Raw genomic sequence first — 23,258 nt, 5'->3', positions numbered from 1 at the left:
TCGGGAACGGAGTGAGTTTGCCGAAGCGCACCGCAGCCATCGTCGGAGTCCACAACACCCGGCAGGGGCGCCAGCTGGATGGGGAAACGTCACGGAGTCTGGCGCTCAAGGCCGTTCACGGCGCACTGCTCGATGCCGGCCTGAGCCTGAACGACGTCGACGGCATCAGCGCGGGTCCACAATCCACGGCGCTGATCTACGACCTGCGCATCGGACCGGCATGGCAGGGGCTGGCCTTCGGGGTCGGCATGATCACCGAGGCCGCAGCCGCAATCGAGCACGGCATGGCCGACGTGGTGGTGCTCGTCGCCGCCCAAGCGGGCGAATACCGTGATCACGAAGCCACGGCGCCGTGGACCAGACCGGAGAACGAATTTGTCGCGCCCTGGGGGATGTTCACCACCGCCGAGTTCGCCCTCATCGCACGCCGTCACATGCACGTCTACGGCACGACGCGCGAACAACTGTCCATCGTCGCGGCGACGATCCGCAACAACGGATCACGAAACCCGGAAGCCGTTTACTACCAACGTGGCCCGTTCCGGCCGGACGACATTACCGCATCACGCCCGGTGGCCGAACCCTTCCACCTGCTCGACTGCGCGACTACCTCCGAGGGCGGGTGCGCTCTGGTCGTCGCGAACATCGACAAAGTCGACATTGGAAGCCAGCCAATATATGTCCTCGGCAGCGGCGCCGACTTCCACGGCCCGTCATATCAGCACCCACCGGCGTGGGACCTCGCAGGGCGCCGTGGCGATCAGGGCCACTATGTCAATGGCGTCGTGGGTAGACGCGCGGCCGACCGTGCGTTCAGCTTTGCCGGATTGCGGCGAGACGACGTCGACGTTTTGGAACTCTACGACCCTTTCTCCTTCGAGATCATCCGTCAGCTGGAGGCATTCGGGTTCTGCGGCGACGGCGAGGGCGGGCCTTTCGTCGCCGACGGGCACATCGCCATCGACGGCAGCCATCCGATCACCACGGACGGAGGAACGATGTCCTTCAGCCATGCGGGCGCCAACCCGCAGATGATGCAGCGAGCCGTCCGCGCCGTTGAGCAATTGCGCGGTGCGGCAGGCGATTTGCAGGTACCGGACGCCCACGTCGGCCTCTGCAGCAACGGGGGGGCCGGGGCGTTGTTCACCACGGTGCTGATTCTGGGAGACGAACCAAGATGACTTTGTTGCATCCACAATCCGGTCCGGTTCCACATGCCAGTAGCCACCTGAGCCTCCCGTTCTGGGAAGCATGCCGAGCGGGCGAGCTGCGCTACCAATGTTGCCAGGCGTGCGGTGCATCGAACTTCCCGCCGACCGAACACTGCCGCCAATGCCTTTCAGACGACCTGATTTGGACCGTGAGCGGTGGCCACGGCGAGATATACAGCTGGACAGTGGTTCACCGGCCGGTGACGGCGGAGTTCACCCCGCCCTATGCGCCGGCGATCGTGACGCTGGACGAGGGATACCAGATGCTGACCAATATCGTTGGTGTGGTACCCGACGAGCTGACGATCGGGATGCGTGTGCAGGTGCAGTTCCATGCGGTTGGTCCCGACATCACGCTGCCCTATTTCAAGCCGTATTTCACAGGTTTGCCGTGAGCCCGCAGCGCACCAGCAACGGCTTGCCGGTGACCGCCTACCTGGTGTTGGGTGTGCTGGCCGCCAACGACGAGCAACTTACCGCCGGGGAGATCAAGGTCCGCGCCGAATTGTCGGTCGGCCACTTCTATTGGTCGCCGTCGGTCAGTCATGTGCGGCGCGAACTCAACCGGTTGCTCGTGCGGGGCATGGTCAACGAGATCGGCGCGCAGTCCGGCAAGCGTGCCATCACGTTGTACGAGACAACCGATGCCGGACTCGACGCGCTGCACCGGTGGGTGCAACATTTCCCCGGCCAGGAGCGGGTCGTCATCAAGCACCCCGTCATCCTCAAGACCTGGCTCGCCCGCGGCGACGACCCAGAGCGCGTCGTCGATACGCTGGATCGGCATCTGGAGGCGACGCGCGCACGGCTGGACGAGGCACTCTGGTCGCGCCAGCGTTCCCGCGAAGTCGGCATCATCGACGACCCGCAGCAGCGCTACTCGTTCGCCGTCCTCGACTATGCGATCCGTGGCCTCTACGCCGAAATCTCCAACATCACGCAGCTGCGCGACGAAATCGCAAGGGGCACAACGCGAGACCCGGTCAAGCGGGTACGACGTTCGAAGGGTCAGATGCGCCGCCGCACACCCAATTAAGGTTGGCGAGCAGACGTACAGTCGCACGAATCACCATTGATTCGTGCGATTGTGCGTCTGCTCGTGCTATCTAGGCGCCCACCATCATCAACCCGCCGTCCACTGCCAGCAGTTGCCCGGTGATAAAACCCGAACCCGGTCCGGCCAGGAAAACCAGCATTGGGCCGACGTCGCGGACAGGGTCTCCCAGAGCCCCACCCAGCGGAATCATCGACTTGATCTGCTGGTCGATCATCGTGCTGGCCTCCGGACCGAGGAACTCCCGCAATCGGTCGGCGCCGGCGGTCTGCACCGCGGGCGCCAGCGCGTTGACGGTGATGTTGTCGGCGGCCCAAACCCGGGCCGCGGATCGTGTCCATGCCTGCACCGCGCCCTTGGTCGCGGCGTAGACAGCCGAGATCGGGCTGCCCACAACGGCTTCCGAGGAGCCGAAGTTGATGATCCGGCCTCCTTTAGGCTCTTGGTCTTTCATCACCGCATATGCGGCCTGGTTGGTGAGGATCGTCGCCTTGACGTTCGTATCCAACAGGAACGAGATGTCGTCCGGGCTGATGTATCCGGGTACCCCGGCTTGCCACAGTCCGGCGGCGTTCACCAAGACGTCGAGGCCGCCGAGCTTCTCGGTCGCTTGGCGCACCATCGCCGAGACCGCGTCGGCGTCGCGGACGTCGCACTGCAACCAGGTTGCCGCGAGATCATCCGGTGGTGGAGTCTGGTGGTACGTCGCTGCGACCTCAGCCCCCGCTGCGTCGAGAACTTGCACGGCGGCCGCGCCGATGCCGGTCGCAGCGCCGGTCACCAGGACTCGTCGGCCGCGCAGTGGTTGCACCACATCTGACATGGTCGAAACGCTATCCGCCGACCATCAGCGACGATCGGTCGGCCAGGCTTTCGGGCTTCCGTGTGAATCGTGGGCTTTGCGGGTGAAAGCAGGGCGGGATTCCGGCCCAGGTTTCCGCCCAGCCTTCACAATCAAAACCGACGCTTCACACGCAGCGCACGAGAACGGGCTTTAGAGCAGCGTGCCCTGCTGACTCAGGCTGAACAACAAGTAGGCAACGCAGACCAGGAAGTTCAACACCACCAGGACCAAGCCCGCGAACACCAGTGAGCGAGCGCCGCGGCGGCGGAGGCGCTGGAACCTCGCGCAGCGCTGTTCGTGGTTGATACGCGTCACGATCAAAGCGAAATTGACATCGGTCATTTCGTCGTCTGTGACGGGCACGCCGGCAAGCAGCTCCTGCAGTCGTTCCGGCGAGGTCTTGACACCGACGGTCGCGAAACACCTGCTCAACCGCCTCGCCTGTCTACGGCCAAGGACCGGGCCTCGCATCTGCAACTGCCGCGAAAGCCGCCTTCGTTGGTCGCCCCAGGGGTTTGACGGGGTCGTCACAACGGGGAGCCTAGTTCGCTGCGTCCACTTTCGGGGCGGTAAAAGCCAAATAAATGGCTAGCGCCATGCCGTCGAGTCGAGCGGGCTAGGTCCGCACAGCGATCGTCGACAGCAGATCGGCGAGTTGGTCCGGCCGGTCCAGCATCGAAAAGGTTCGTGCACCTGCGATCACCTCGAGCTGGGCGTTGGGAATCGTCGCGGCCAGTCGTTTGCCGTCGTCGAGCTCGAAGAACTTGTCGTCAGCCGACCAGGCGATGAGCGTCGGCTTGTCGAACTCAGGCAGCCGGGCTGCCACGCCCGTGGTGACCTCGGTGCGCATCGACAGCGAGAATTGGCGCAGATCCTCCGCGATCGCCGGGTCGGACATCGCCGGACGCACCCATGCCGCAGCGAGCTCCTCCACGTCGTGGTACGCCAGGTCGCCATACGCACGCTTGCGCGCGACGGGGGCTCGCATGACCTGCAGTGCGCTGCGGAACAGTGTCTTCGACTTGGCCGCAGCGATCACCGGCTTCAGGATCGGCGGCGGAAAGTGCTCGAACGCATCGCAACTCGTCAACACCAACGCACCGATCCGCTCGGGATGATGCACGGCCACGAGTTGGGTGACGACCCCGCCGGTGTCGTTGCCGACCAGCACCACGTCGTCGAGCTGTAAGGCTTCGAGCGTGTCGGCGACGATGTGCGCGACGCCGGTGATGGTCCGGTCGGCGCCGGGGCGCAGCGGCTCCGGATGCGCGCCTAGCGGCCAAGTCGGAGCGATGCACCGCAGGCCCTGGCCGGCGAGACGCCGGCTCACCTGGCGCCAGAGTTCACGGCCCATCATGTAGCCGTGCACGAACACGACAGGCCTGCCGTCGTCGGGTCCGGTTGCTTCGTAGTGGATGGTTCCGGCACTAATGTCGATCGTCGACATGGATTGACTCCTACTTCGGGATAGAGTTACAAACAGGCTGTCTGTCTGTAAGTTACCAACAGGTTGTATGGAAATCAAGAGACGCACTCAGGAGGAGCGCTCCGCGGCAACCCGCGACGCGCTGATCTCCGCTGCCCGCAAGCTCTGGGGACAGCGGGGCTATGCGGAGGTGGGCACCCCGGAAATCGCCAAGGAGGCAGGGGTGACCCGGGGTGCGATGTATCACCAATTCGCCGACAAGGCAACGCTATTCCGTGCAGTTGTCGAGGCGGTGGAGCAGGACGTGATGGCCCGGATGGCGACCACGGTGGCCTCCTCAGGGGCGACGACGCCCGCCGACGCAATTCGGGCCGCGGTCGACGCCTGGCTCGACGTGTCCGGCGATCCCGAGGTGCGTCAGCTGGTCTTGCTCGATGCGCCCGCCGTGCTCGGCTGGGCCGGCTTCCGCGACGTTGCGCAGCGCTACAGCCTGGGCATGACCGAGCAGTTACTCACCGAGGCAATCCGCGCGGGTCAACTGGTACGTCAGCCGGTGCGGCCATTGGCCACCGTGATGATCGGCGCGCTCGACGAGGCGGCCATGGCCATCGCGACGGCGGAGGATCCCAAGCGTGCCCGCAAGGAGATCAGGTTTGTGTTGCGCCGCCTCATCGACGGAATGCTGTCCTAGCCGAGCACCCCCTTTGGCGAGCAGACGCAGAACCGCACGATTCGTGCGCCAATCGTGCGATTCTGCGTCTGCTCGCGCTGTCTAACGGTGGTGCTCGGCGAAGAATTGCCAGATGGTGGCGGTGGCGTTGAGCGCCGTCGACGGACCGGGAAGGCCGAACCTTTCCACCAGCGGACTGGGCTCACCGCCGGGCCACTGATGGCCAGCCCCCGCCACCGAGATCAACTCCACCGTCCGCCCGTCCGCGCACCCGGCCGTAGCGGTCGTCACTGGCTCAGAAGTGTTGGACGCCGGTTCTGCGCACGCGTCGATGGCACGCCAGGTGGCGTTGACCGACGGCACCGACGGGCCGTCGACACGTGGGTTGCCGTCGATCGCGAAGGCCTTGCCCGGGCCTCCGTCATAGGGCACTCGGTCGTCGGCGGTGCCGTGGATTTGCAGCACTGACGTCGGCCGAGCGTGCGAGCAGTCGGTGAGTAGCGTTCCTGCGACCGGCGCGATCGCCGCGAACACGTCGGTCTGGCAGCCCAGTCGAAGTGCCATCATGGCCCCGTTGGACATGCCTGTGACATAGACGCGAGCCGGGTCGATCGACATTTCTTGCTCGATCGCCGAGACCATGGCGGTGATGAATGCGACATCGTCGACTCCGGTGCGCTGAGAATTGCCACAGCACGACCCGGCGTTCCAGGCGCGGTTGAGACCGTCGGGATAAGCCACCAGGAAATGGCCGTTGTCGGCTTCGGCATCCCAGTGGTAGGCGCGTTCAGCCTGCGCGCCGTTGCCAAAGCCGCCGTGCAGCATCACCACCAGCGGCGCGGATCCGTTGAGTCCCTGCGGTCGGTACAGGTGGAAGGTTCGGCTGACTCCGCCGGACTCGAGGGTCTGAGTGGACTGGCCGACCGGGATCGACTTGGCATCGGGTGTGCCCACCGCGTGACCCCCGCCCAGACAACCGCCGACCAACAGCACCAGGCTTCCGAGCAGACAGACCGCGAGTACCCGACCAGACCGCATGGCCCCATCGTGGCAGCCGCGCACGATTTTGACAAGTATCTTGTCAATCTGACGCCGGATGGCAAACTCGAGTCCATGCCACGTGTTCCGGACGCTCACTGGGAGCCGACCGTGCCTGCTCTGGTGCAACTGGTGGCGGCATCCCGTGCCCCCCATCTGAGAGCGGCTTTCGCCGCGGCCGGGCTCGACGGGATCCGCCCGGCGCAGTCCGTCGCACTGGTACCGCTGACGGCAGGCGGGCTGCATGCGTCAGATCTGGCTGACCGGCTCGGTGTGAGTCGCCAGGCGGTTGCTCAGGCGGTCGCGGCACTGGAACGGCACGGCTACGTGAATCGGGTGGCCGATCCGGCGGATGCCCGCGCGCGGATCATCGAGTTGACGCCCCGGGGCCGGCAGGCACTGCGAGTAATGCGTTCCAGCGCAATGGAGATGGAAAAGCGTTGGAAGCAGAGCCTGGGCGAGCGACGACTAGCTAAACTGCGCGAGACCCTGATAATGCTGCTGTCCGCAGAAGACGCGTAATTCAGTGCGCGACATAAGATTCCGCGAACTCGCTGATGGCGTCGGCTGCCGTCTCGGCACCATCGCGTTCCCGGATGCTCTCGCCGAGTCGCCCCGCGGCAGCGCGGTAGGCGGGGTCTGCCAGCACCGTGCTTATCGCTGAACGTATCCGGCGCGCGCTTGCATGTTTGCGTAGCAAGATGCCGGCGCCGACGTTCTCCAGCACGGCGCCGACGCGCTTCTGGTCGATCAGCGTATTCGCCGGCATAACCACCAGTGGCACACCGAAAGACAACGCTCGCATGGTCGTGCTGTGTCCGCCGTGGCCCACGACCAATGAGCTCGTCGCCAACACTTCGTCATGATCGAGCCAAGCATGCAGTGACGCGTTGGCCGGAACGCGCAATCCGGATGCGTCGATGGCGGGGCCTACCGTGACGGTTGCCTCCACCGGCAACGGTTCGACGGCGTCGAGGATGTGCTGCAGCATGCGTCGTTGACCGGCAAATGCGCAGGTGCTCAGACTGATTAGAAGCCGGGGCACCGGCATTGCCGTTGCAGCGCTTGGGGTTCCCTGCCACACCACGCCGACATGACGTACCGGCGGTGTGCCGCGCATCGGGTCGAGATCGGAACGGGAAGTGACGATGCGCAGCGCCGCAGCGCGTTCCAGCCCAAGCGGCGGGGTGCCCCGGAGGCGCAGGAGCCAACCGGCCGGACCGGCGGCCAGGTCTTGCAGTCCGCGATAGAAGAAGTGCACGAGCACCACCGTCGGGATGCTTGATGCCACGACTTCATAGGCGGCTGCCGTCAGCAGTACGTCGACGACGACCACGTCCGCGCCGTTACGTTGTGCCGCTGTCACCACGTCGCTGCCGAGTCGGCGGTCCATCGCCGTCTTGGTGAAGTCGCTCGTCAAGCTCAGCAATGACCGCTGCGCGGTCGGGTTCAATTCTCTTCCAGTCCTGAATGATTCGAAGGAGAACCCGGCATCCTGGACTCGGTCGCGGATACCCTGATGACCGATGAAGTGGATCTCGGCGCCACGGGCGCGCAGTGCGCGGGCGACGGCCAACTGAGGTGGGATGTTTCCGCCTCCGTCGACCAATGCAAACAGCACCCTCATCGCCCGGCCCCTTCGACGACTGATCCGACGGGTGCCGCCAGAACGGCGCGGGCGATAAGCAGCATCCGATCCCGAACGCCATCGACGGTCAGACCCCGGTCGCGTCGCAACAGCTTCCAGGTATACACATCGGTGGCCACCACCAACGTGTCGACGAGCCGGGAGCGTTCGACTGGGTCGGGCGGCAGGTTGACGCCGAACACTTCTTCGACCCAAGTGCGATGCAAAGTCCTTCCAGCATCGCAAATTTGACGCGCTCGAGGATCGTCAACCTCTTCGGCCAGTATGCCCAGCATCGGTTCTCCCCGCCGTTCGTAGTGCGCGATGAGCACCGCCAATGCATGTTCGGGATCATCGGGCGGGGCCAGTCGTTCGAGCAGCACGTCCTGCATAGCCCGCGACGCAGCCTCGTCGATGAGCGCTTCGCGACTGCCGAAGTGCCTCAGCACGGTCTTGACGGTGACGCCGGCGCGGTCGGCGACTGTGCCCAGGGTGACTGCCAGCGACCGCTCCGCCATGACGGAATCGACGGCCGCCTCCACGATCGCGCTGCGAGTCGCGGCTGCCGCCTCTTGACGGGCCCGCATCTCGTAGTTGCGCTTTTTCGTGTCCATGGTGAGGTACATCAAATCACGATTTGACGTCCCTGGCAATAGACATCAAATTGCAAGTCGACGACCCTCTGACACGGGTGTGTGCAAGCGCGCGACGCCACGACATGCCAGATTTCGCCAGATCAAGAGCTTGCCAGCGCGGCCGCCGGGCAGACTCATCGAACCCGTTGCCGCTAAGGAGTTTTCAGAAACACGTCGTTGAGGGTGACAGTGCGCAGATTGCGGGCGCGGATGACCTCGACGAGCTGCGGATAGACATGTGTGACCGGTAGGTGATTGAGATGTCCGATCACGATGGCCTGAGGAGTGAAATACTGGTTGGCCATCTTCACGATGTATTCCTCAGTGATCAACGTCGAATCCGACAACGAGCCCGACCACAAAACCGGCACGGTGTAGCCGAGGTCGGCGGCCACGGCGTCGACGGCGGCGTTGTGCTTGGCGTACGGCGGGCGCCAATATGGTTTGGCGCCAACGCCGTAAGTCTTCTTCAAGAAATCGTCGTTCCGGGTCAGCTGCTGAGCTATCTGGGTTTTGGTCTGCGTCGTCAAATCCGGATGCGACCAAGTGTGGTTGCCGAGTTGGATCTGCCCCGAATCCACCAGTGGCCGAAGCAGCGCAACGTTTTCGGTCCAGGAGTCATAGGTGCCGTTGACGAAGAACGTCAGCCGCACACCGGTGTCTTTGGCGAACTGGATATAGGCGCGCACTACCTCGCTGTTGACACCGTCGTCGACGGTCAGCGCGAGCAGATCACCCTCGCCGGGCAGCTTCATCAGTGCCCCACCGCCGGGCAGCCCGATGCGAGCAGTCGACGGCGGGGGAGGCAACACGCGCGCCGCTCGGGCGGCGGTGGCCGCCCCCGGCGGACTCGCGGCCGCCACGGGTGCTTGGGCGAATGTTCGCGGTTGCGGGTCGACCACCAGACGCGCCGCTCCGACGCCGGCGACGGTAGCCGCGGCGAGCGCCCCGAGGAAGCGACGTCGGTTCAGGTCTGACACCGCAGCTCCCTCAGCAGGCCCGCGTGGTTTGCGGCGCGCTGTGCAACGGGCACCCCTCGGTGACGGATGCCCGGGTTGAGAAATGACGCCGCCACAGCAGCGAACCGTACCAGTACCAGGCCGGATCTGTCGGATTCGGGGCGGGAGGTCACCGCTGATATCAAACCGAGATGTGTGCTGCTGACCTTGCCAAACCCACGCGCCGCGGGCCGACGGGAGCGTCGGAAGGACCGCTCTTCGATACGCAGCGGCCCTGCATTCCTGTCGAGCCGAACCGACGCCGTTGCGAACGTTGTGACCGATGTGCTTTACCTGGAGTCATTGGCGTCGCCGGCCGGCGCGATATGACAAGGATCACAACTGACAGGTGTGAGCATGCTCGAGCAGTTCGGAATGTCCTTTCCCGTCGTTGCCGCCCCGATGTCGGGCGGTCCGACGACGCCGGCGATGGTGTGCGCGGCGACTCGGGCAGGCGGGCTGGGCATGCTCGCCGCCGGCTATAAATCCACCGCGGCCGTTGCGGACGAGATCAAACAGGTGCGGGCGGAGGGGGTCGCGTTCGGGGTCAACGTGTTCGCGCCCAACCCGCTGCCCGTCGATCCGGACAGCTACCGAACCTACGCCGCCATCATTCAGCGTGAGGCCGACCAGTTCGGGCTGGCCCTGCCGCCGAACCCCATCGAGGACGACGATCAGTTCGATGCCAAGATCGCGCTGCTGCTCGACAACCCGGTGCCGATCGTGTCCTTCACCTTCGGTATTCCCCCCAGCAATGTGATCGGCGCGCTGCAGAAGGCCGGCACTCTGGTGATGCAGACGGTCACCACCGCAGACCAGGCGACCCGAGCCCGCGCCGCCGGTGTTGACCTGCTCGCCGTGCAGGCGTCGACGGCCGGGGGACACTCGGCCACTCTCACGCCGCGCCAACCGGTGGCCGCCACGCCAATCGCCGACCTGGTGCGCAGCGTCACCCAGGCGGTGGACATCCCCGTCGTCGCGACCGGAGGCATCGCCACCCCGGAGGACGTCGTCGAGGTGATCCGGGCAGGCGCCGCCGCAGCCATGGTCGGCACCGTCTTGCTGCGTGCCAGCGAGAGCGGCGCCTCGGCCACCCATCAGGCTGCCCTCGTCGATCCGCAGCGGAGCGAGACCGTGCTGACCCGAGCCTTCACCGGCCGGCCGGCGCGCGGTCTGCGCAACACCTTCATCGACGCCCACGAAGCGCAGGCGCCACTGGGGTATCCGGCGATCCATTACCTCACCAGCCCGCTGCGCAAAGCGGCCGCGACGGCCGGGAAACCGGACTTCGTCCACCTCTGGGCGGGCACCGGATATCGGCATGCCAGCGCCGAACCCACCGCCGACATCCTGCAGAAGCTCGCCGCAAAGCTCTGAGGGACATGCCTGGACTGCGTGGCGCCGACCTAGCACGCCAGTCACATCAGTCACACCAATCCCTAGGATGCTTGGCAGGCGAAGTTCAAATTTGATAGCACCGGCGCTATCGGATTCTAGAATGGTCGCGCAGCTGCCTTTTGGTACGGGAGTGGCAGATGTTACTCGTTTCTGATGCTGCGCCTTCATGTGTCGAACCGCCTGCGATGCGATCGGGCGCCCTGCCACCGAAGCAGGCCGCTACACGAGCTGGGGGTAGTGCTGGCTCAGATCGCGCAAGTACGACGGCGACGCCTCCGCTGCGATGTCGAGAAAGCAACGCAGAGTTGGTGATTCGTTTGAGGTGCGCCACGCCAGGGCCAGCGGCCGGTTCGGCAACGGCCCGTGCAACGGGATGAACCGGACGCCTTGTCTGCCGAGGTTGATGAATGACGTTGGCAGCAGGGCTATTCCGGCCTCGGATGCCACCAGGGCGAGGATCGTCTGGATTCGCGCCACTTCGTCGACGATCGGCGGCTCGATGTTGTGCATCCGGAACAGCTCGATGACGTCGGCGTAGGTGGTGGCCGCAGCGGTCCGAGTCCACATGACGACCGGCTGATCCGCCAGCAGTGACGGGGCGATTCGATGATGCTCGGCGAGTGTGTGGCCTTCCCATACCACCGCGGCAAGCGGATCGTCGACCAGCGTCTGGACGGTCAGCGACGGTTCTTCGACGGGCCCGCGCAGGAAGCCGACATCGAGGCGGTGTTCCAGCAATTGGGAAACCTGCTCGGCGGTGCTCAACTCGGAGAGCTCGAGCTTGACGTCGGGATAGGTCCTGCGGTGCGAGCGCATCACATACGGCAGGACGCCGTCGACCGCGGCCTGCAGTGCGCCGATGTGAAGGTGCCCGAGGTGACCGGCGGCGGCCCTGCGCGCCGCGGCGAATGCTCGCTGGCCGTGCGTGAGCGCAAGTCGCGCTTCGTCGAAAAGGGCACTGCCGGCATCGGTGAGCTCGATCGGCCGCCGGGACCGATCGATCAGGTCAACTCCCAGCTGACGCTCCAGCTTTTGAATCTGCTGACTCAGGGGCGGTTGGGCGATGTGGAGCCGTTCGGCGGCCCGGCCGAAGTGTCGTTCCTCGGCGACGGTCACGAAGTAGCGCAGCAATCGCAGCTCAGGATCTGACATATCTTCAGAATATATTAGCTGTTCAAATATGTCTTGGACAATAAAGATACAACGGGCCTACGGTTTCCTCAGTAAGCAACGCAGGAGGCACTCCCATGACCATGACGGCCCTGTCCGTTACCGACGATCGCGACCTCGTCGAGTACTACTTCGACCAGCCCTGGAGTGACGGGCTTCCGGTAGTCCCACCGACGCCCGAGCGGGTGGCTGCGGTGCTTGCAGTCCTGGGCGGAGATCCCGAGCAACTCGTGGCCCGCATTCCACCGCGCTGGGGCAGCCTGACGCGTGAACTCCTGGCCGTCAATATGGTGATGGCCGGCTGCAAACCCGAATACGCGCCCGTTGTGCGCGCGGCCATTCTCGCCCTGGTTGACACTTGCTTCAACCTCAACGGCATCCAGGCGACGACGCATGTGGTCTCACCGCTGATCGTCGTCAACGGACCCATCGGCCGTCAGATCGGCATGAACGCCGGCGGCAACGTGTTCGGTTCCGGCAACCGCGCGAACGCCACCATCGGCCGGGCGGTTCGGCTGGTCCTCCTGACTGTCGGTGGTGGCATTCCTGGGGAACTGGACAAGAGCACGCTGGGTCACCCCGGCAAGTACACCTTCTGCATTGCCGAGAACGAGGAGGCCAGTCCGTGGGCTCCGTATCACGTCGAGCATGGATATGCGCCTGAAGACAGCACCGTTCTGGTGATCGGTGCCGAAGCGCCGCACAGCGTCACCAATCACATTTCCGATGACCCACAAGGGATTCTGGATTCCATTGCCTCGGCGATGAGCACCGTCGCGCACAACAACGCTGTGCTCGGCGGCTCTTGCACGGTCGTCATCGGTGTGGAACACGCACGCACCATCGCCTCCTTCGGCTGGAGCCGGGACGACGTGCGTCGCTACCTGTGGCTCAACGGCACCAACGATTGGGACGACGTGAGCTACCGCAACCGCTACGCACCGCCCGGGGAACGCACCTACAACCGAAATCTGCCGAAATGGTTTCCGCGCGAAGCGGGCCGGCGAGTGCCGATCGTCTTCACTCCCGACGACATCCATCTGTTCGTCGCCGGCGGATCCGCCGGCCGCTTCTCGGCGTTCCTGCCGGGGTGGAGCACCGCGACGACTCCGGTGCTGCGCGCAATCGACGATGACATGGGCGGTGCCGGTCGGGAGCTCGACTGCTCCGACGGTTCCTGCCGACTGTGACTGCGCGACAAGGTAACTCACCAAAGGAGATCCGATGACTGATTACATTCATGACCCATGCGGGGTCGTCGAGGTGGAGGCCAAACCCATGGCTCCCCGGGTGAGCGGTCTGCTCGGCTTACGCCTCGGCGTGCTGAGCAACACCAAGTGGAATGCCGCGAAGTTGTTGCGTGCCACCGTCCGCGAGCTTGCCGATGAAGGACTCACCTTGACCTCGGTCACCCACTACGACAAGCACCACTTCTCGTCGGACGCGAACACCGAGCTGATCAGCCGGATCGCCGCGGAAAACGACGTCGCGCTAACAGCAATCGGTGACTGCGGCTCGTGCTGCTCGGCGTGTGTGAACGACGCCGTGCGTCTGGAAGAGGCCGGGCTGCCGGCAGTGGTAATCGTGACAACGGAATTCGAGCAGGAGGCTCGGCTGCAGCGGGAGTCGCATGGAATGGCCGGTCTCGTACCGGCGGTCGCGACTCATCCGATCAGCAGCCTGACGCTTGAACAACTCGACGGCCGCGCCGCCGAGATCGCGCCACAGGCCCGCCGCATCTGGTGCGGCGGTGCGCATGCGCCGAATGGGAGCCTCGTCGAGTTCGCTGCGAAGTGACGAATCATCAAGCGGGATAGGACGCGGAGGCGATCTCGATGATCTCCGCGCGATCTGCCGGCAGGATGAAGCCCGACTTGATGGCCGTGTCGAGGGCCGCAGTGAAGCGTTCCAAGTAGTCCTCGCGCCCGCCGGGGTAGAGCCGGTTCAGGGTAGCGGCGTCGAATACTTCGCCGGAGCCGAAGATGGCTGCCATGATGCTCTCGACGCTGCCGACCCCGGATGTGCGGGCAACCGGGACGTCCACCCATGGGGTCCGGATGCCACCCGTTGCCAGTCCGTTCGCGTCCAGAACCGGCTCCGGCGGATCGGTCTCGGCCAACTCGATGTCTGGCCCGCTGGGCGGCCGTTCGCCCGTTCGAACCCATCGGCACAGCTGGGACAAGGCCGCCTGCAGCACATAGTGATGCTGCGGGGCGAAGTTGATGCAGTGCTGCAATTTCTGGCCCATCAGCATGTCGGTCGGCGCGTATGCCGCCACGATGTCGCTCATCGGCGCCGAGCCCGAATCGATCGGCGCCACCAGGATCGTGTAGTTGTCGGCGTGTGCGGTGCCGGCAATCTCCCACACCCGCAGCCGATCGCTATCGGGCTGGCGCGCAAGATAATAGCCAGGCCGGATGCCACCGAACAGGTCGGTCTCGGTGATGACGGTGATGAGCGGGACGCGCAGGCCGGGATTGAATCTGACAGCTTGGGCGGTGTTGGCTTGTGATTCGTCGAAGATCGAGGTGTCGTCCAACGGTGCGGCGGCCGCGAATCTGGAATGAACCAAGAACCCGTCGTATACCTCGGCGAGCGGGTCGACGGCGTTGACGTAGGTGGTCATGAACAATGCCGATTGGGATTCACCCAAAGCGACGATGTGCTGAGGGCGAAGCTCACCCAGCACGCCATCGCGCACGAGGCGCCCGATCTGGGAAAAGATGTCATAGGAGAAGGCGTCGCCCGGGTGGCTCAGCGGCTCGTACCGCGTCGGGTGCTGACTTTTCAGCGACATGTCGATGCCCATCAGGTTGGCGCCGCCCTGCACACCTACCTGTTGGGCTGAGACCCCGACGTACGCGTAACCGGAGCGCACGATTTCGCGATGCGCCATGAACCAGACCGCCGGGGCGTCGATGCCGCCGCTCACGTTCAGCCACTCGACGAGCACGGTCCCGTTGAAATGCGCCGCGGTTGTTGGCTTGACTACAACGACCCGCGTGGTGTAATCGGCTGTGCCAGACGATGTTACGGGCCAGCAGCCGTCGGGTCCGAGTTCTGCGGTGGGCGTGTAACAGGCAGCCGTTCCGGACACGAAGAACTCACCGACGTCATAGCCGAGCGCGCTGAGGTCAAACGCGCCAAGCAGCAGGGCAGGTGTTCCGGGTACTTGTGTTACGTCCGGACGATCCATTACAGGATCCCTTCAATTTGTAAAGGTGACACAGATACTTCCTACACCAGGGCTCGAGGCCGGGGCTCAAGGCGTCCCTCAGCTACGGTAGGCGCGGTTCATTCGTTGCTTGAAAGCTTCGTCGAAGCGGCGGTAGATATCCCGCAGGGTGCGCCCCGGCCAGCGGGCCGGTGTGAGTTCGCCCGGCAATTGGGGGTCGAGCTGAAGATGCCTGACGACGGCGATCGACAGCGCGAACTCGTCGGCGAGGCGCGCCGAATCGGCCCGTTTGTTGCGACGGAGTTCGGCGTTCATCGCCTCGATCAGCACCTTGGCGTCTGCGGCCCATTCGTCCAGGGAGAAGAGTGACCGCATCTGGTCGGGCGAAATGTCGGTTGCGGCACCCTGGAAATGGATGCACTGTCGATCCAGTACTGCCCGCGATCCCGGAAGCCGTTGTGAGTCAAGGTTATCCGGACGTAGCCAGACACCCTCACGGAGCTCTGCCAGATGGAGGGCGATGGCCGCCTTGCGAAGTTCGAGGCGTTCTGCCGCCGAGCGGCGCTCCAGCGAAACGATCGCCAGTTCCCAGGTCCCGTCCCACCCGGCTGCCTCGTCCATCCGCGACGCCTCGTCGACGCGTTCACGGCGTTCCAGCAGGCGTCCGGCGAGTGCGTAGTTGCCGTCGTCGGCGGAGAGTTCGCCGGCCGAGACCATGCGCCACAGACAGGTTCGAGTGGCGCCGGCGCTGATGCCGAACAGTGACGCCACGTTGATGAGTTCGCCCGCCGTCAGGCGGGACTCGTCGGACCCCAACAACGCTGACGCAAGCACGGAGCGGGCGCTCAGCGGCCGGTTGCCGATCAGCTGCTTTACCCGGGATTGCACCACCGCGGTACCGTATCACTAATTGATTGACGCGTGTCCATAATAGTGTGATACTGACACACCATGAGCTCCGCGACGACATCGTTCATCTCGACCGATTTGGAAATTGTTCGGCGCATACTCGCTCATATCGACGCCGGTACCACCGATGAGGGCGAAGGTTGGCGCGAGCCGGTCGAAAACTACTTAAAGCCAGAGCGTTTCACGGCGGAGCTGCGTGCGCTGCGCACGATGCCGAGCGTCTTCGTGCCATCGGCAACGATTCCCAACCCGGGTGACCATGTCGAGCGAACCGCCTTCGGCGTACCGCTATTCGCAGTGCGCGGACGAGATCAGCGGGCACGGGTGTTTCGTAACGCGTGCCGGCATCGCGGCGCCGTGCTCGTCGAGGGCGCGGGGTGCTCACATGCGCTGGTGTGCCGCTACCACGGTTGGACATACCGTCTGGACGGTTCGCTCTCCCACGTGCCCCACCCGGAGGCTTTCCCGGATCTGGACATGCCGGCGCGCGGGCTGGTCGAGGTGGAAAGCCATGAGGTGGACGGGCTCATCGTCATCGGCCCGCTCGACTCCGGCGCCGCGGGCGAACGGCAGGCTGCCGAGGCGATGGCCTGGCTGACGGAAGGAAGCCCGTGGCGCGACAAGCTGCTTCCGGCCCGCCAGCTCGTCTATGTGGACTCGACGCTGCGAGCGATGAATTGGAAGGTGCTCGTCGAGCAGTTCCTCGAGGGCTACCACATTCGCTCGACCCACAAGGACACGTTCTATCCGCTGCAGTACGACGACCTCAACGTGGTCGAGAAGTTCGGGCCGAATTGCCGTATTGCCTTCCCGTACCGAAATATTGAACGGCTCCGCGACCGTCCAGAGAGCACCTGGTCGACGGACACGCGGGTGACCTACGTGTATCACCTGTTCCCCAACGCCATGTTGGCGACGTTCCCCGACTTGGTGCTCATGGTAGTGATCGACCCGGTGGACATCGACCACAGCATGTTCACCGTGTATTCGATGGCAAAGTCCGAGTTTGCCAATCAAGCAGCGCTCGAGCCGCCGGTCAACCCCGCGGGCACCCTGGTTGCGCGCGGCAGCGTGGAGGACAACGAGATGTCCGCGGCCGTACAACGGGGCTTGCGCGCCAACGCGAACGAGTTCCTCGAGTTCGGACGGCACGAGAGTGCGATCGGGCACTTCCACGCCAACCTTGCTGAGCGGCTGAATCGTTTGTTCTTGACTTGAGGGCCGTCGCCCAGCAGTCACTTCAATCACCGCGTGGCTTTCGTAGTGAACCTACGGCGTTGGTTGTGAACCTACGGATTTCGTTGTGAACCCGTGGCTTTGGTTGTGAACCTGTGGCTTTGGTTGTGAGCCTACGGCTTTCGTTGTGAACAGAGGGCGGGAATCGGCGCCGATTTCCGCCCAGGCTTCACACGCAAAGCCCAGGCTTCACACGCAAAGCCCAGGCTTCACACGCAAAGCCCGACGCGCCCTTCCGCTTTGGCGGTGCTGGTGAAGCCGCGCAGACGCAGGCTGTTACCCACCACGAATGCGCTGGAAAACGCCATCGCGGCGCCGGCCAGCATCGGGTTGAGCAAGCCCAGCGCGGCAAGCGGAATCGCCGCCACGTTGTACCCGAAGGCCCAAAACAGATTCGCCTCGATGGTGGACAGGGTCCGGCGGGAAAGACGGATCGCATCCGCGGCGGCTTGCAGATCGCCGCGAACGAGGGTCAAATCGGCGGCTTCGATGGCGACATCTGTGCCGGTGCCCATAGCCAGCCCGAGGTCCGCGGCCGCCAGGGCGGCCGCGTCGTTGACGCCGTCGCCAACCATGGCGACCACTTTGCCTTCGGATTGCAGGCGCTGAACGGCGTCGACTTTGCCGGCTGGCAGGACGTCGGCGATGACGTGGCTGATACCGACTTCATCGGCGATGTGCTGTGCGACGGCACGGTTGTCGCCGGTCAGCAACACCGGCGTCAGCCCCAGTCGCTCGAACTCGCGAATCGCCTCTGCGCTGGTGGGTTTGACGGTATCGGCGACCACCAGGATCGCGCGGACGCGGCCGTCCCAACCGACGGCGACAGCGGTCTTGCCGTCACTCTCGGCACGTGCTTTGCCTGCCAACAACGTCGGCTCGAGCTGTTGACCCGAGTCGGCCAGTAGACTCGGCCGCCCTACCATGACCGCGTGCCCATCGATAATGCCCTGCACGCCTTTGCCTTCCACGTTGGCAAAGTCCTCGGGCGTGGGCAGGGTGCCGAGTTCCTCCTTCGCGCCCTTCGTGATTGCCTGTGCGATGGGGTGCTCAGAGGCATCCTCCAGCGCGCCGGCATAGCGCAGGACCGTGGCGCGGTCGGCCCCTGGGGTGGCGATCACCTCGACCAGGGTCATCTTGCCGGTGGTGACGGTGCCGGTTTTGTCGAGCACGATCGTGTCGACTTTGCGCGTGGACTCCAACATTTCGGGTCCTTTGATCAGGATCCCGAGTTGAGCGGCGCGTCCCGCGCCGACCAGAAGCGCGGTGGGAGTGGCCAGCCCGAGTGCGCACGGGCAGGCGATGATGAGAACCGCGACCGCGGCCGTCAACGCCGCTGTCACGGGAAAGCCGGCGCCGAGCCACGCCCCGAAGGTGGCCACCGCGATGGCGATGACGACGGGGACGAACACGGCGGAAATGCGGTCGGCGAGCCGCTGCACCTCGGCCTTGCCCGATTGGGCCGCTTCCACCAGCTTGGCCATCTGCGCCAACTGCGTGTCGTCGCCGACCCTGGTGGCGCGCACCACCAGGCGCCCGCCGGCATTCACCGTGGCCCCGGTGACCGCGTCGCCCTGACCAACCTCGACGGGAACGGACTCGCCGGTCAGCATCGAGACATCCACGGCGGACGAGCCCGAAACAATCGTTCCGTCGGTGGCGATCTTCTCGCCCGGACGCACGACGAACTCGTCGCCCACCTCGAGTTGGTCGACGGAGATGCGCGTCTCGGCACCCTCACGCAGGGCGGCGACGTCCTTGGCGCCGAGTTCCAGCAGGGCACGCAGCGCGGCACCGGCACGCCGCTTGGAGCGCTTCTCGAAATATCGGCCGGCCAGCACGAACAATGTCACGCCCGCGGCCACTTCGAGGTAGATGTTGGCCGCGCCGTCGTTGGGCGTCACGGTCAGCTCGAAACGATGGCGCATGCCCGGTTCACCGGCAGTACCCAGGAAGAGCGCATACAGCGACCACACGAACGCCGACAATGTGCCGACCGAGATGAGCGTGTCCATGGTCGCGGCACCGTGCTTGAGGTTGGCCCAAGCGGCGGCGTGGAAGGGCCAACCCGCCCACACCACAACCGGCGCGGCCAGGGCCAACGACGCCCATTGCCAATACCGGAACTGCAGCGCCGGGATCATCGCCATCAGGATCACCGGTGTCGCGAGCACAACCGCGGCAATCACGCGGTTGCGCAGCGTTCTCAGCTCGCCTTCTTCCGCCTGTCCGGCCGGTGGTTCTGCGCGCCGCTTTCGCGGCAGCACCGCGGTGTAGCCGGTCTTCTCGACCTCGGCGATCAGCGCCCGGGGGTCATAGCCGGGCGGGACGGTGACGGTCGCCTTTTCGGTCGCGTAGTTGACGGTTGCGTTGACCCCATCGAGGCCGTTCAGTCGGTTCTCGATGCGCATCGCGCAGGAGGCACACGTCATCCCCGCGATCTGAAGCTCGATGTTGTTCATCGCGGCGGGTGAGCCAGTCATCTCCGGCATGATCGCATTCCTCTACTGATGTGTTGTGAGCGCGTCGACGACGAACTGGGCGGTACGCATTTGATCGTCGACCTGGAAGTCCAGGTAGAGCAGATAGCGCCCAGGCGTGGGCGGTTCGGCCATGAACGCGATCTTCCCGGCACGTTGCGCCGATGTGGCCGTGGGATCGGCATCCTGCGGATGCGCGTGTAAGTAGGCCAGATCGCCCTCGCGCAGTATCACCAGATGGCCGTACGTGCCCAGGTAGGGCTGCACGGTGACGGGCAAGCCGTCGCGAGTGATCGTCGTGGTCAAAGTCGATACGGCTCCCGCCGCGAGGCTGCCGTCGACGGTGACGGTGAACCCGTCGACGTGGCTGACCGCCGACGGCGTCCATGGGCGGTGCGGCGTGACAGTGCCCTCGACGTTGATGGTGGCGGACAGCACCGTGTTCTTGCCCGCAAGTGCGCCCGCGCTGGGAACGAAGTCGGCGAAGATGCGATAGGGCCCCGGGGCATCCCACGCCCACGGCATCGACCACTGGCCGTCGTCGTTCATCGCGGGATGCACATGACGAAACTCGGTGCCGTCGCTGCGCACCACGATCAGATGCAATTTCTTGGTGTCTTCGGTGTTGAACTTCGTCACGGGCACACCCGCGACGGTCTGGATCCGGAACGACAGGACGCCGCGGGCCCCGACCGTCGGTGGGGCTGTCACCGCGCCCAGCATCAGGTCGCCCGCGCTGAGCGACACTCCACGCACTGGCTCGGTGCCCGGTCCGTGGCCGTGGTGGCCGCCGTCTACGGCTTGGGTCCACGACGACGCGACGTGGTGCGGAATCAGCGCTCCGCCGGCCATGAAGGCGAATCCGAAGACGAGCGCCAAGCCGGCTCCGAACAGCGCGAGTTTGGTGGATGGTCTCATTGCGCTCCTCTCGAGCAAGACTCTATTGGATTTATACCCCTAGGGGGTATATGCGTCAACCGCGGCCTTTCCGGCTCGCGGCTGTCGACCGGCGCGGCCGCTCAGGGAAAGGACAGCAGCAGCATCACCCGACCGTAGGGCGACGGCTCCGGAAACACCGTCTCGTCGAAGCCGTAGTACTTGCGCTGATCGGCCGAGACGATATCGATCACTTTGCCCGTCGCGGTGAGCCTGCCGTTACGAACCCGCGACATCATGCCCTTGAAGTCGGGAACCGACAGCGCCTCGGCGAGCAGCAGCGCCTCGCCGCCCGAGGCCAGCGACACCAGCACGCCGGCCCCGGCGTAGTTGTTGCCGCCACGACCGGTCCCACGCGGCGCCCAAAAGGCGGCCTTCGATGCGAGCGTGCCGTCCACCCGCCGGTAGTCGCCGGGGTGTTCGGTGTCGGCGACCGTGACGACGGGCAGGGCGGCGATGGTGCGTTTCTCCTTGAACCACATCACACCCAGCGGGATGCACACGATTGCATACATCATCACCAACAGCATCAGCACCGGCTTGAAGGCGATCTCCCAGCCGAGGCGGCGCTGTGAGATCGGCAGGCTCTGCAACTGCTCGTCGAGCTGGTGGCGGCCGAATCGAAAGACGTACCAGGCCAATACGCGCGCCAGCGCCATACAGGCCAGAAGGACCATGCCGACAATGCCGCTCACTCGCCAATAGAACGTGCTGTCACCGTGATTCACGGTCGCGGCGACCATCACCACCGGGAGCGGGGCGGTGATCAGCAGCAGCAGTGCGTAGGACGGATGGCTGGTCAAGTACGGGTAGGTGACGGCCCAGGCGCGGTTGCCGCCATAGACGGTCACCGGTCCGGCATCGGCGTGTACCACAGGAGTCCACGAGCCCTCCACCACCCGTGGTTTTACCAGCGAACGCACGAAGAGGACGCCGAAGACCAGCGAGACCACCAGGGCTCCCCAGAACACGCCGCCCACCCGCTCTTCGGTGCCGGGTACTCCGGAATGCGCCGTGAATGTCGATGAGCTTTCCGATGAAGAACATCAACGGCATGACGAAGAAGAACTCGATCAGCCAGATCTGGATGAGTTGCGGGATGCGCGAACCGATTCGGTCAAAAGCCAGCACACGCTGCCAGATGAACCGCAGGACGCCCATGACGGGACCCTATCCGGACCGGGAAGCGTGGCGCCGACGATTAGCGATTAGCTGCGGCGCCAGTCCCGGGGTATGGAAGACCGAACGGGCGAAGCGTAGCGTCGACCTGGCGCTGCAGGACACCGAAGGAGCCATCATGACCGTGACCGTCGTCGACGCCGGACCCAGGCGCGTTTCTCGGTCGGTAGAAGTAAACGCACCGGCCGCCGAGCTGTTCGCGATGGCTGCCGATCCGCGGCGGCACAGCGAACTGGACGGTTCAGGCACGGTTCGCGACAACATCAAGGCGCCGACGGAATTGGTTGAAGGATCGAAGTTTTCGACCAACATGAAGATGTTCGGCCTGCCCTATCGAATCACTAGCACGGTGACCGAGCTCAAGCCGAACGAGGTAGTCGAATGGCGTCACCCGTTAGGGCATCGCTGGCGTTGGGAATTCCAGTCGCTCTCACCGACATCGACGCGCGTGACCGAGACCTTCGATTACCACGCCGCGGGAGCGCTGAAGAACGCACTCAGATATTACGAGCTGATGGGTTTCGCGAAGGCCAACGCGTCGGGCATCGAGGCCACCCTGGCCAAGCTCCGGGACCGCTACGCCGCGCAGTAGCTCATGCGGGATCGGCGGCATCCCACGGGACCACGCCGGACACCCAGTGGCTTAGTTGCTCCACCTGGTCGTTGCGATGCAGGTGCCGAGGCGGTGTCGCGAAGGTGGAATACGGCCGGCAACGGATGACCACGCGGTTCTCCCGGTCGCACATCTCTTCGACGGACGGGCGCGCCTCGTCGGGGAGTGGCTCGCCCGACATTCGGCCGGCTACGGCCATCATGACGTCGACGGCCAGATCGCGGTCTTCCTCGAGTGTGGCGTCGGCGTAGACCTGCAGGTAGCTGAAGGGCCACCGCTCGTCCAGGACGCACAAGCTAACCTTGCCGTCACGTTCGACGATGCGGGCCTTGCCGCGGCCGGCCATCGTCGACACCAGCAATTCGCCGGTGTCGGTGGGGATGTAGTAGACGATCGACATGGCCGGACCGTCGTTGCGGCGACGGTAGCCGTACACGGCGGTGCGGTGGGTGCGCACGAACTCGCGCCGCTCGGAGGGAAGCATGTCGCGATCCGTCGGAGCCGTGTAGGGCTGCGCGGCAAGAGGTAACAGCATGGGAAAGGTCCTTGATGTCACGAGCATTGACTCGAATGGCATTTGTGGATACAGGTGACCATAAATACCGAGGATGTCAAGTGATTATATGATCAGGCGATTGAATACCGAGTCGGGCTGACCA

The 23,258-nt window shown here is 64.8% G+C and carries 25 protein-coding genes; 11 read left to right on the top strand and 14 right to left on the bottom strand.

Annotated elements, in window-relative coordinates:
* The first annotated feature begins 11 nt into the window (after positions 1-11).
* From A5791_RS03030 to A5791_RS03020, 3 genes are read left to right on the top strand one after another with little or no spacing between them, the layout of a single operon-like run.
* Positions 12-1,181 (top strand): thiolase family protein, encoded by a 1,170-nt coding sequence (locus tag A5791_RS03030; RefSeq protein WP_067230789.1) that lies wholly within the window; start codon positions 12-14, stop codon positions 1,179-1,181.
* Complete coding sequence (locus tag A5791_RS27445; RefSeq protein ID WP_067230785.1) at positions 1,178-1,606, top strand: Zn-ribbon domain-containing OB-fold protein; 429 nt, start codon at positions 1,178-1,180, stop codon at positions 1,604-1,606. Before A5791_RS03030 ends, A5791_RS27445 begins: the two co-directional genes overlap by 4 nt.
* Positions 1,603-2,247, top strand: a complete 645-nt coding sequence (locus A5791_RS03020) for a MarR family transcriptional regulator (protein ID WP_067230782.1) — start codon at positions 1,603-1,605, stop codon at positions 2,245-2,247. The genes A5791_RS27445 and A5791_RS03020 overlap by 4 nt, the downstream gene beginning before the upstream one ends.
* 70 nt (positions 2,248-2,317) lie before the next feature.
* On the opposite strand, the gene A5791_RS03015 is transcribed toward A5791_RS03020, so the two are convergent.
* The 3 genes from A5791_RS03015 to A5791_RS03005 all read right to left on the bottom strand — a co-directional run bounded on the left by A5791_RS03015 (position 2,318) and on the right by A5791_RS03005 (position 4,556).
* Positions 2,318-3,079, bottom strand: a complete 762-nt coding sequence (locus A5791_RS03015; RefSeq protein ID WP_156660971.1) for an SDR family NAD(P)-dependent oxidoreductase — start codon at positions 3,077-3,079, stop codon at positions 2,318-2,320.
* A gap of 180 nt (positions 3,080-3,259) precedes the next feature.
* On the bottom strand, positions 3,260-3,541 hold the full coding sequence (locus A5791_RS03010; protein WP_231995784.1) for a hypothetical protein: 282 nt from the start codon (positions 3,539-3,541) through the stop codon (positions 3,260-3,262).
* Between the two features lie 184 nt (positions 3,542-3,725).
* Positions 3,726-4,556 (bottom strand): alpha/beta fold hydrolase, encoded by an 831-nt coding sequence (locus tag A5791_RS03005; protein ID WP_067230772.1) that lies wholly within the window; start codon positions 4,554-4,556, stop codon positions 3,726-3,728.
* 67 nt (positions 4,557-4,623) lie between these two features.
* On the opposite strand from A5791_RS03005, the gene A5791_RS03000 reads away from it, so the two are divergent.
* The gene (locus tag A5791_RS03000) at positions 4,624-5,226 is read left to right on the top strand and encodes a TetR/AcrR family transcriptional regulator (protein WP_067230768.1); all 603 of its coding nucleotides are present in this window, start codon (positions 4,624-4,626) and stop codon (positions 5,224-5,226) included.
* Between the two features lie 81 nt (positions 5,227-5,307).
* On the opposite strand, the gene A5791_RS02995 is transcribed toward A5791_RS03000, so the two are convergent.
* Positions 5,308-6,243, bottom strand: coding sequence for a PHB depolymerase family esterase (locus tag A5791_RS02995; RefSeq protein WP_067230908.1), 936 nt, complete (start codon positions 6,241-6,243; stop codon positions 5,308-5,310).
* 75 nt (positions 6,244-6,318) lie between these two features.
* Here A5791_RS02995 and A5791_RS02990 point away from each other — a divergent pair, with 75 nt between their 5' ends.
* On the top strand, positions 6,319-6,765 hold the full coding sequence (locus A5791_RS02990; RefSeq protein WP_067230911.1) for a MarR family winged helix-turn-helix transcriptional regulator: 447 nt from the start codon (positions 6,319-6,321) through the stop codon (positions 6,763-6,765).
* Position 6,766: 1 nt separating this feature from the next.
* On the opposite strand, the gene A5791_RS02985 is transcribed toward A5791_RS02990, so the two are convergent.
* The 3 genes from A5791_RS02985 to A5791_RS02975 all read right to left on the bottom strand — a co-directional run bounded on the left by A5791_RS02985 (position 6,767) and on the right by A5791_RS02975 (position 9,476).
* A complete protein-coding gene (locus A5791_RS02985; protein WP_082966708.1) occupies positions 6,767-7,870 on the bottom strand; it encodes a glycosyltransferase in 1,104 nt (367 codons plus the stop codon).
* Positions 7,867-8,484, bottom strand: a complete 618-nt coding sequence (locus A5791_RS02980; RefSeq protein WP_197504585.1) for a TetR/AcrR family transcriptional regulator — start codon at positions 8,482-8,484, stop codon at positions 7,867-7,869. Before A5791_RS02980 ends, A5791_RS02985 begins: the two co-directional genes overlap by 4 nt.
* Positions 8,485-8,657: 173 nt before the next feature.
* Entirely contained in the window at positions 8,658-9,476 is an 819-nt protein-coding gene (locus tag A5791_RS02975) for a polysaccharide deacetylase family protein (protein WP_067230906.1), read from the bottom strand.
* A gap of 384 nt (positions 9,477-9,860) precedes the next feature.
* On the opposite strand from A5791_RS02975, the gene A5791_RS02970 reads away from it, so the two are divergent.
* Positions 9,861-10,880, top strand: a complete 1,020-nt coding sequence (locus A5791_RS02970) for a nitronate monooxygenase family protein (protein WP_067230761.1) — start codon at positions 9,861-9,863, stop codon at positions 10,878-10,880.
* Positions 10,881-11,120: 240 nt separating this feature from the next.
* Here the strand turns inward: A5791_RS02970 and A5791_RS02965 are convergent, their stop codons facing one another.
* A complete protein-coding gene (locus A5791_RS02965) occupies positions 11,121-12,053 on the bottom strand; it encodes a LysR family transcriptional regulator (RefSeq protein WP_067230757.1) in 933 nt (310 codons plus the stop codon).
* 95 nt (positions 12,054-12,148) lie between these two features.
* Between A5791_RS02965 and A5791_RS02960 the strand changes: the two genes are divergently transcribed.
* Positions 12,149-13,261 carry a hypothetical protein gene (locus A5791_RS02960; protein WP_067230752.1) on the top strand — a complete coding sequence of 371 codons (1,113 nt, stop codon included), beginning with the start codon at positions 12,149-12,151 and terminating at the stop codon, positions 13,259-13,261.
* A gap of 34 nt (positions 13,262-13,295) precedes the next feature.
* The gene (locus tag A5791_RS02955; RefSeq protein ID WP_067230749.1) at positions 13,296-13,868 is read left to right on the top strand and encodes a UGSC family (seleno)protein; all 573 of its coding nucleotides are present in this window, start codon (positions 13,296-13,298) and stop codon (positions 13,866-13,868) included.
* A gap of 7 nt (positions 13,869-13,875) precedes the next feature.
* Here the strand turns inward: A5791_RS02955 and A5791_RS02950 are convergent, their stop codons facing one another.
* Together A5791_RS02950 and A5791_RS02945 are read right to left on the bottom strand one after the other, a co-directional pair.
* A complete protein-coding gene (locus A5791_RS02950; RefSeq protein ID WP_067230746.1) occupies positions 13,876-15,267 on the bottom strand; it encodes an alpha/beta hydrolase domain-containing protein in 1,392 nt (463 codons plus the stop codon).
* 78 nt (positions 15,268-15,345) lie between these two features.
* Entirely contained in the window at positions 15,346-16,137 is a 792-nt protein-coding gene (locus A5791_RS02945; protein ID WP_067230742.1) for a PaaX family transcriptional regulator C-terminal domain-containing protein, read from the bottom strand.
* A 60-nt stretch (positions 16,138-16,197) separates the two neighbouring features.
* Between A5791_RS02945 and A5791_RS02940 the strand changes: the two genes are divergently transcribed.
* The gene (locus tag A5791_RS02940) at positions 16,198-17,373 is read left to right on the top strand and encodes an SRPBCC family protein (RefSeq protein WP_067230740.1); all 1,176 of its coding nucleotides are present in this window, start codon (positions 16,198-16,200) and stop codon (positions 17,371-17,373) included.
* A 227-nt stretch (positions 17,374-17,600) separates the two neighbouring features.
* Here the strand turns inward: A5791_RS02940 and A5791_RS02935 are convergent, their stop codons facing one another.
* The 3 genes from A5791_RS02935 to A5791_RS02925 all read right to left on the bottom strand — a co-directional run bounded on the left by A5791_RS02935 (position 17,601) and on the right by A5791_RS02925 (position 21,778).
* Positions 17,601-19,883 (bottom strand): cation-translocating P-type ATPase, encoded by a 2,283-nt coding sequence (locus tag A5791_RS02935; protein ID WP_067230737.1) that lies wholly within the window; start codon positions 19,881-19,883, stop codon positions 17,601-17,603.
* 12 nt (positions 19,884-19,895) lie between these two features.
* Positions 19,896-20,789: a hypothetical protein gene (locus A5791_RS02930; RefSeq protein ID WP_067230734.1), complete on the bottom strand. Its 894-nt coding sequence runs from the start codon at positions 20,787-20,789 to the stop codon at positions 19,896-19,898.
* A 101-nt stretch (positions 20,790-20,890) separates the two neighbouring features.
* On the bottom strand, positions 20,891-21,778 hold the full coding sequence (locus A5791_RS02925) for a hypothetical protein (RefSeq protein WP_231995783.1): 888 nt from the start codon (positions 21,776-21,778) through the stop codon (positions 20,891-20,893).
* Between the two features lie 43 nt (positions 21,779-21,821).
* Between A5791_RS02925 and A5791_RS26995 the strand changes: the two genes are divergently transcribed.
* Both A5791_RS26995 and A5791_RS02920 read left to right on the top strand, forming a co-directional pair.
* Positions 21,822-22,019: a hypothetical protein gene (locus A5791_RS26995; RefSeq protein ID WP_231995782.1), complete on the top strand. Its 198-nt coding sequence runs from the start codon at positions 21,822-21,824 to the stop codon at positions 22,017-22,019.
* 85 nt (positions 22,020-22,104) lie between these two features.
* Positions 22,105-22,578: an SRPBCC family protein gene (locus A5791_RS02920; RefSeq protein ID WP_067230904.1), complete on the top strand. Its 474-nt coding sequence runs from the start codon at positions 22,105-22,107 to the stop codon at positions 22,576-22,578.
* 1 nt (position 22,579) lies between these two features.
* Here the strand turns inward: A5791_RS02920 and A5791_RS02915 are convergent, their stop codons facing one another.
* Positions 22,580-23,134: a pyridoxamine 5'-phosphate oxidase family protein gene (locus A5791_RS02915; RefSeq protein ID WP_067230731.1), complete on the bottom strand. Its 555-nt coding sequence runs from the start codon at positions 23,132-23,134 to the stop codon at positions 22,580-22,582.
* Between the last annotated feature and the right edge of the window lie 124 nt (positions 23,135-23,258).

The organism is Mycobacterium sp. 852002-51163_SCH5372311, from assembly GCF_001667115.1.
In the GTDB taxonomy this organism is placed as follows: Bacteria; Actinomycetota; Actinomycetes; order Mycobacteriales; family Mycobacteriaceae; genus Mycobacterium.
Note: the sequence above shows the minus strand (reverse complement) of the source record. Positions and strands in the feature narration are given on the sequence as shown.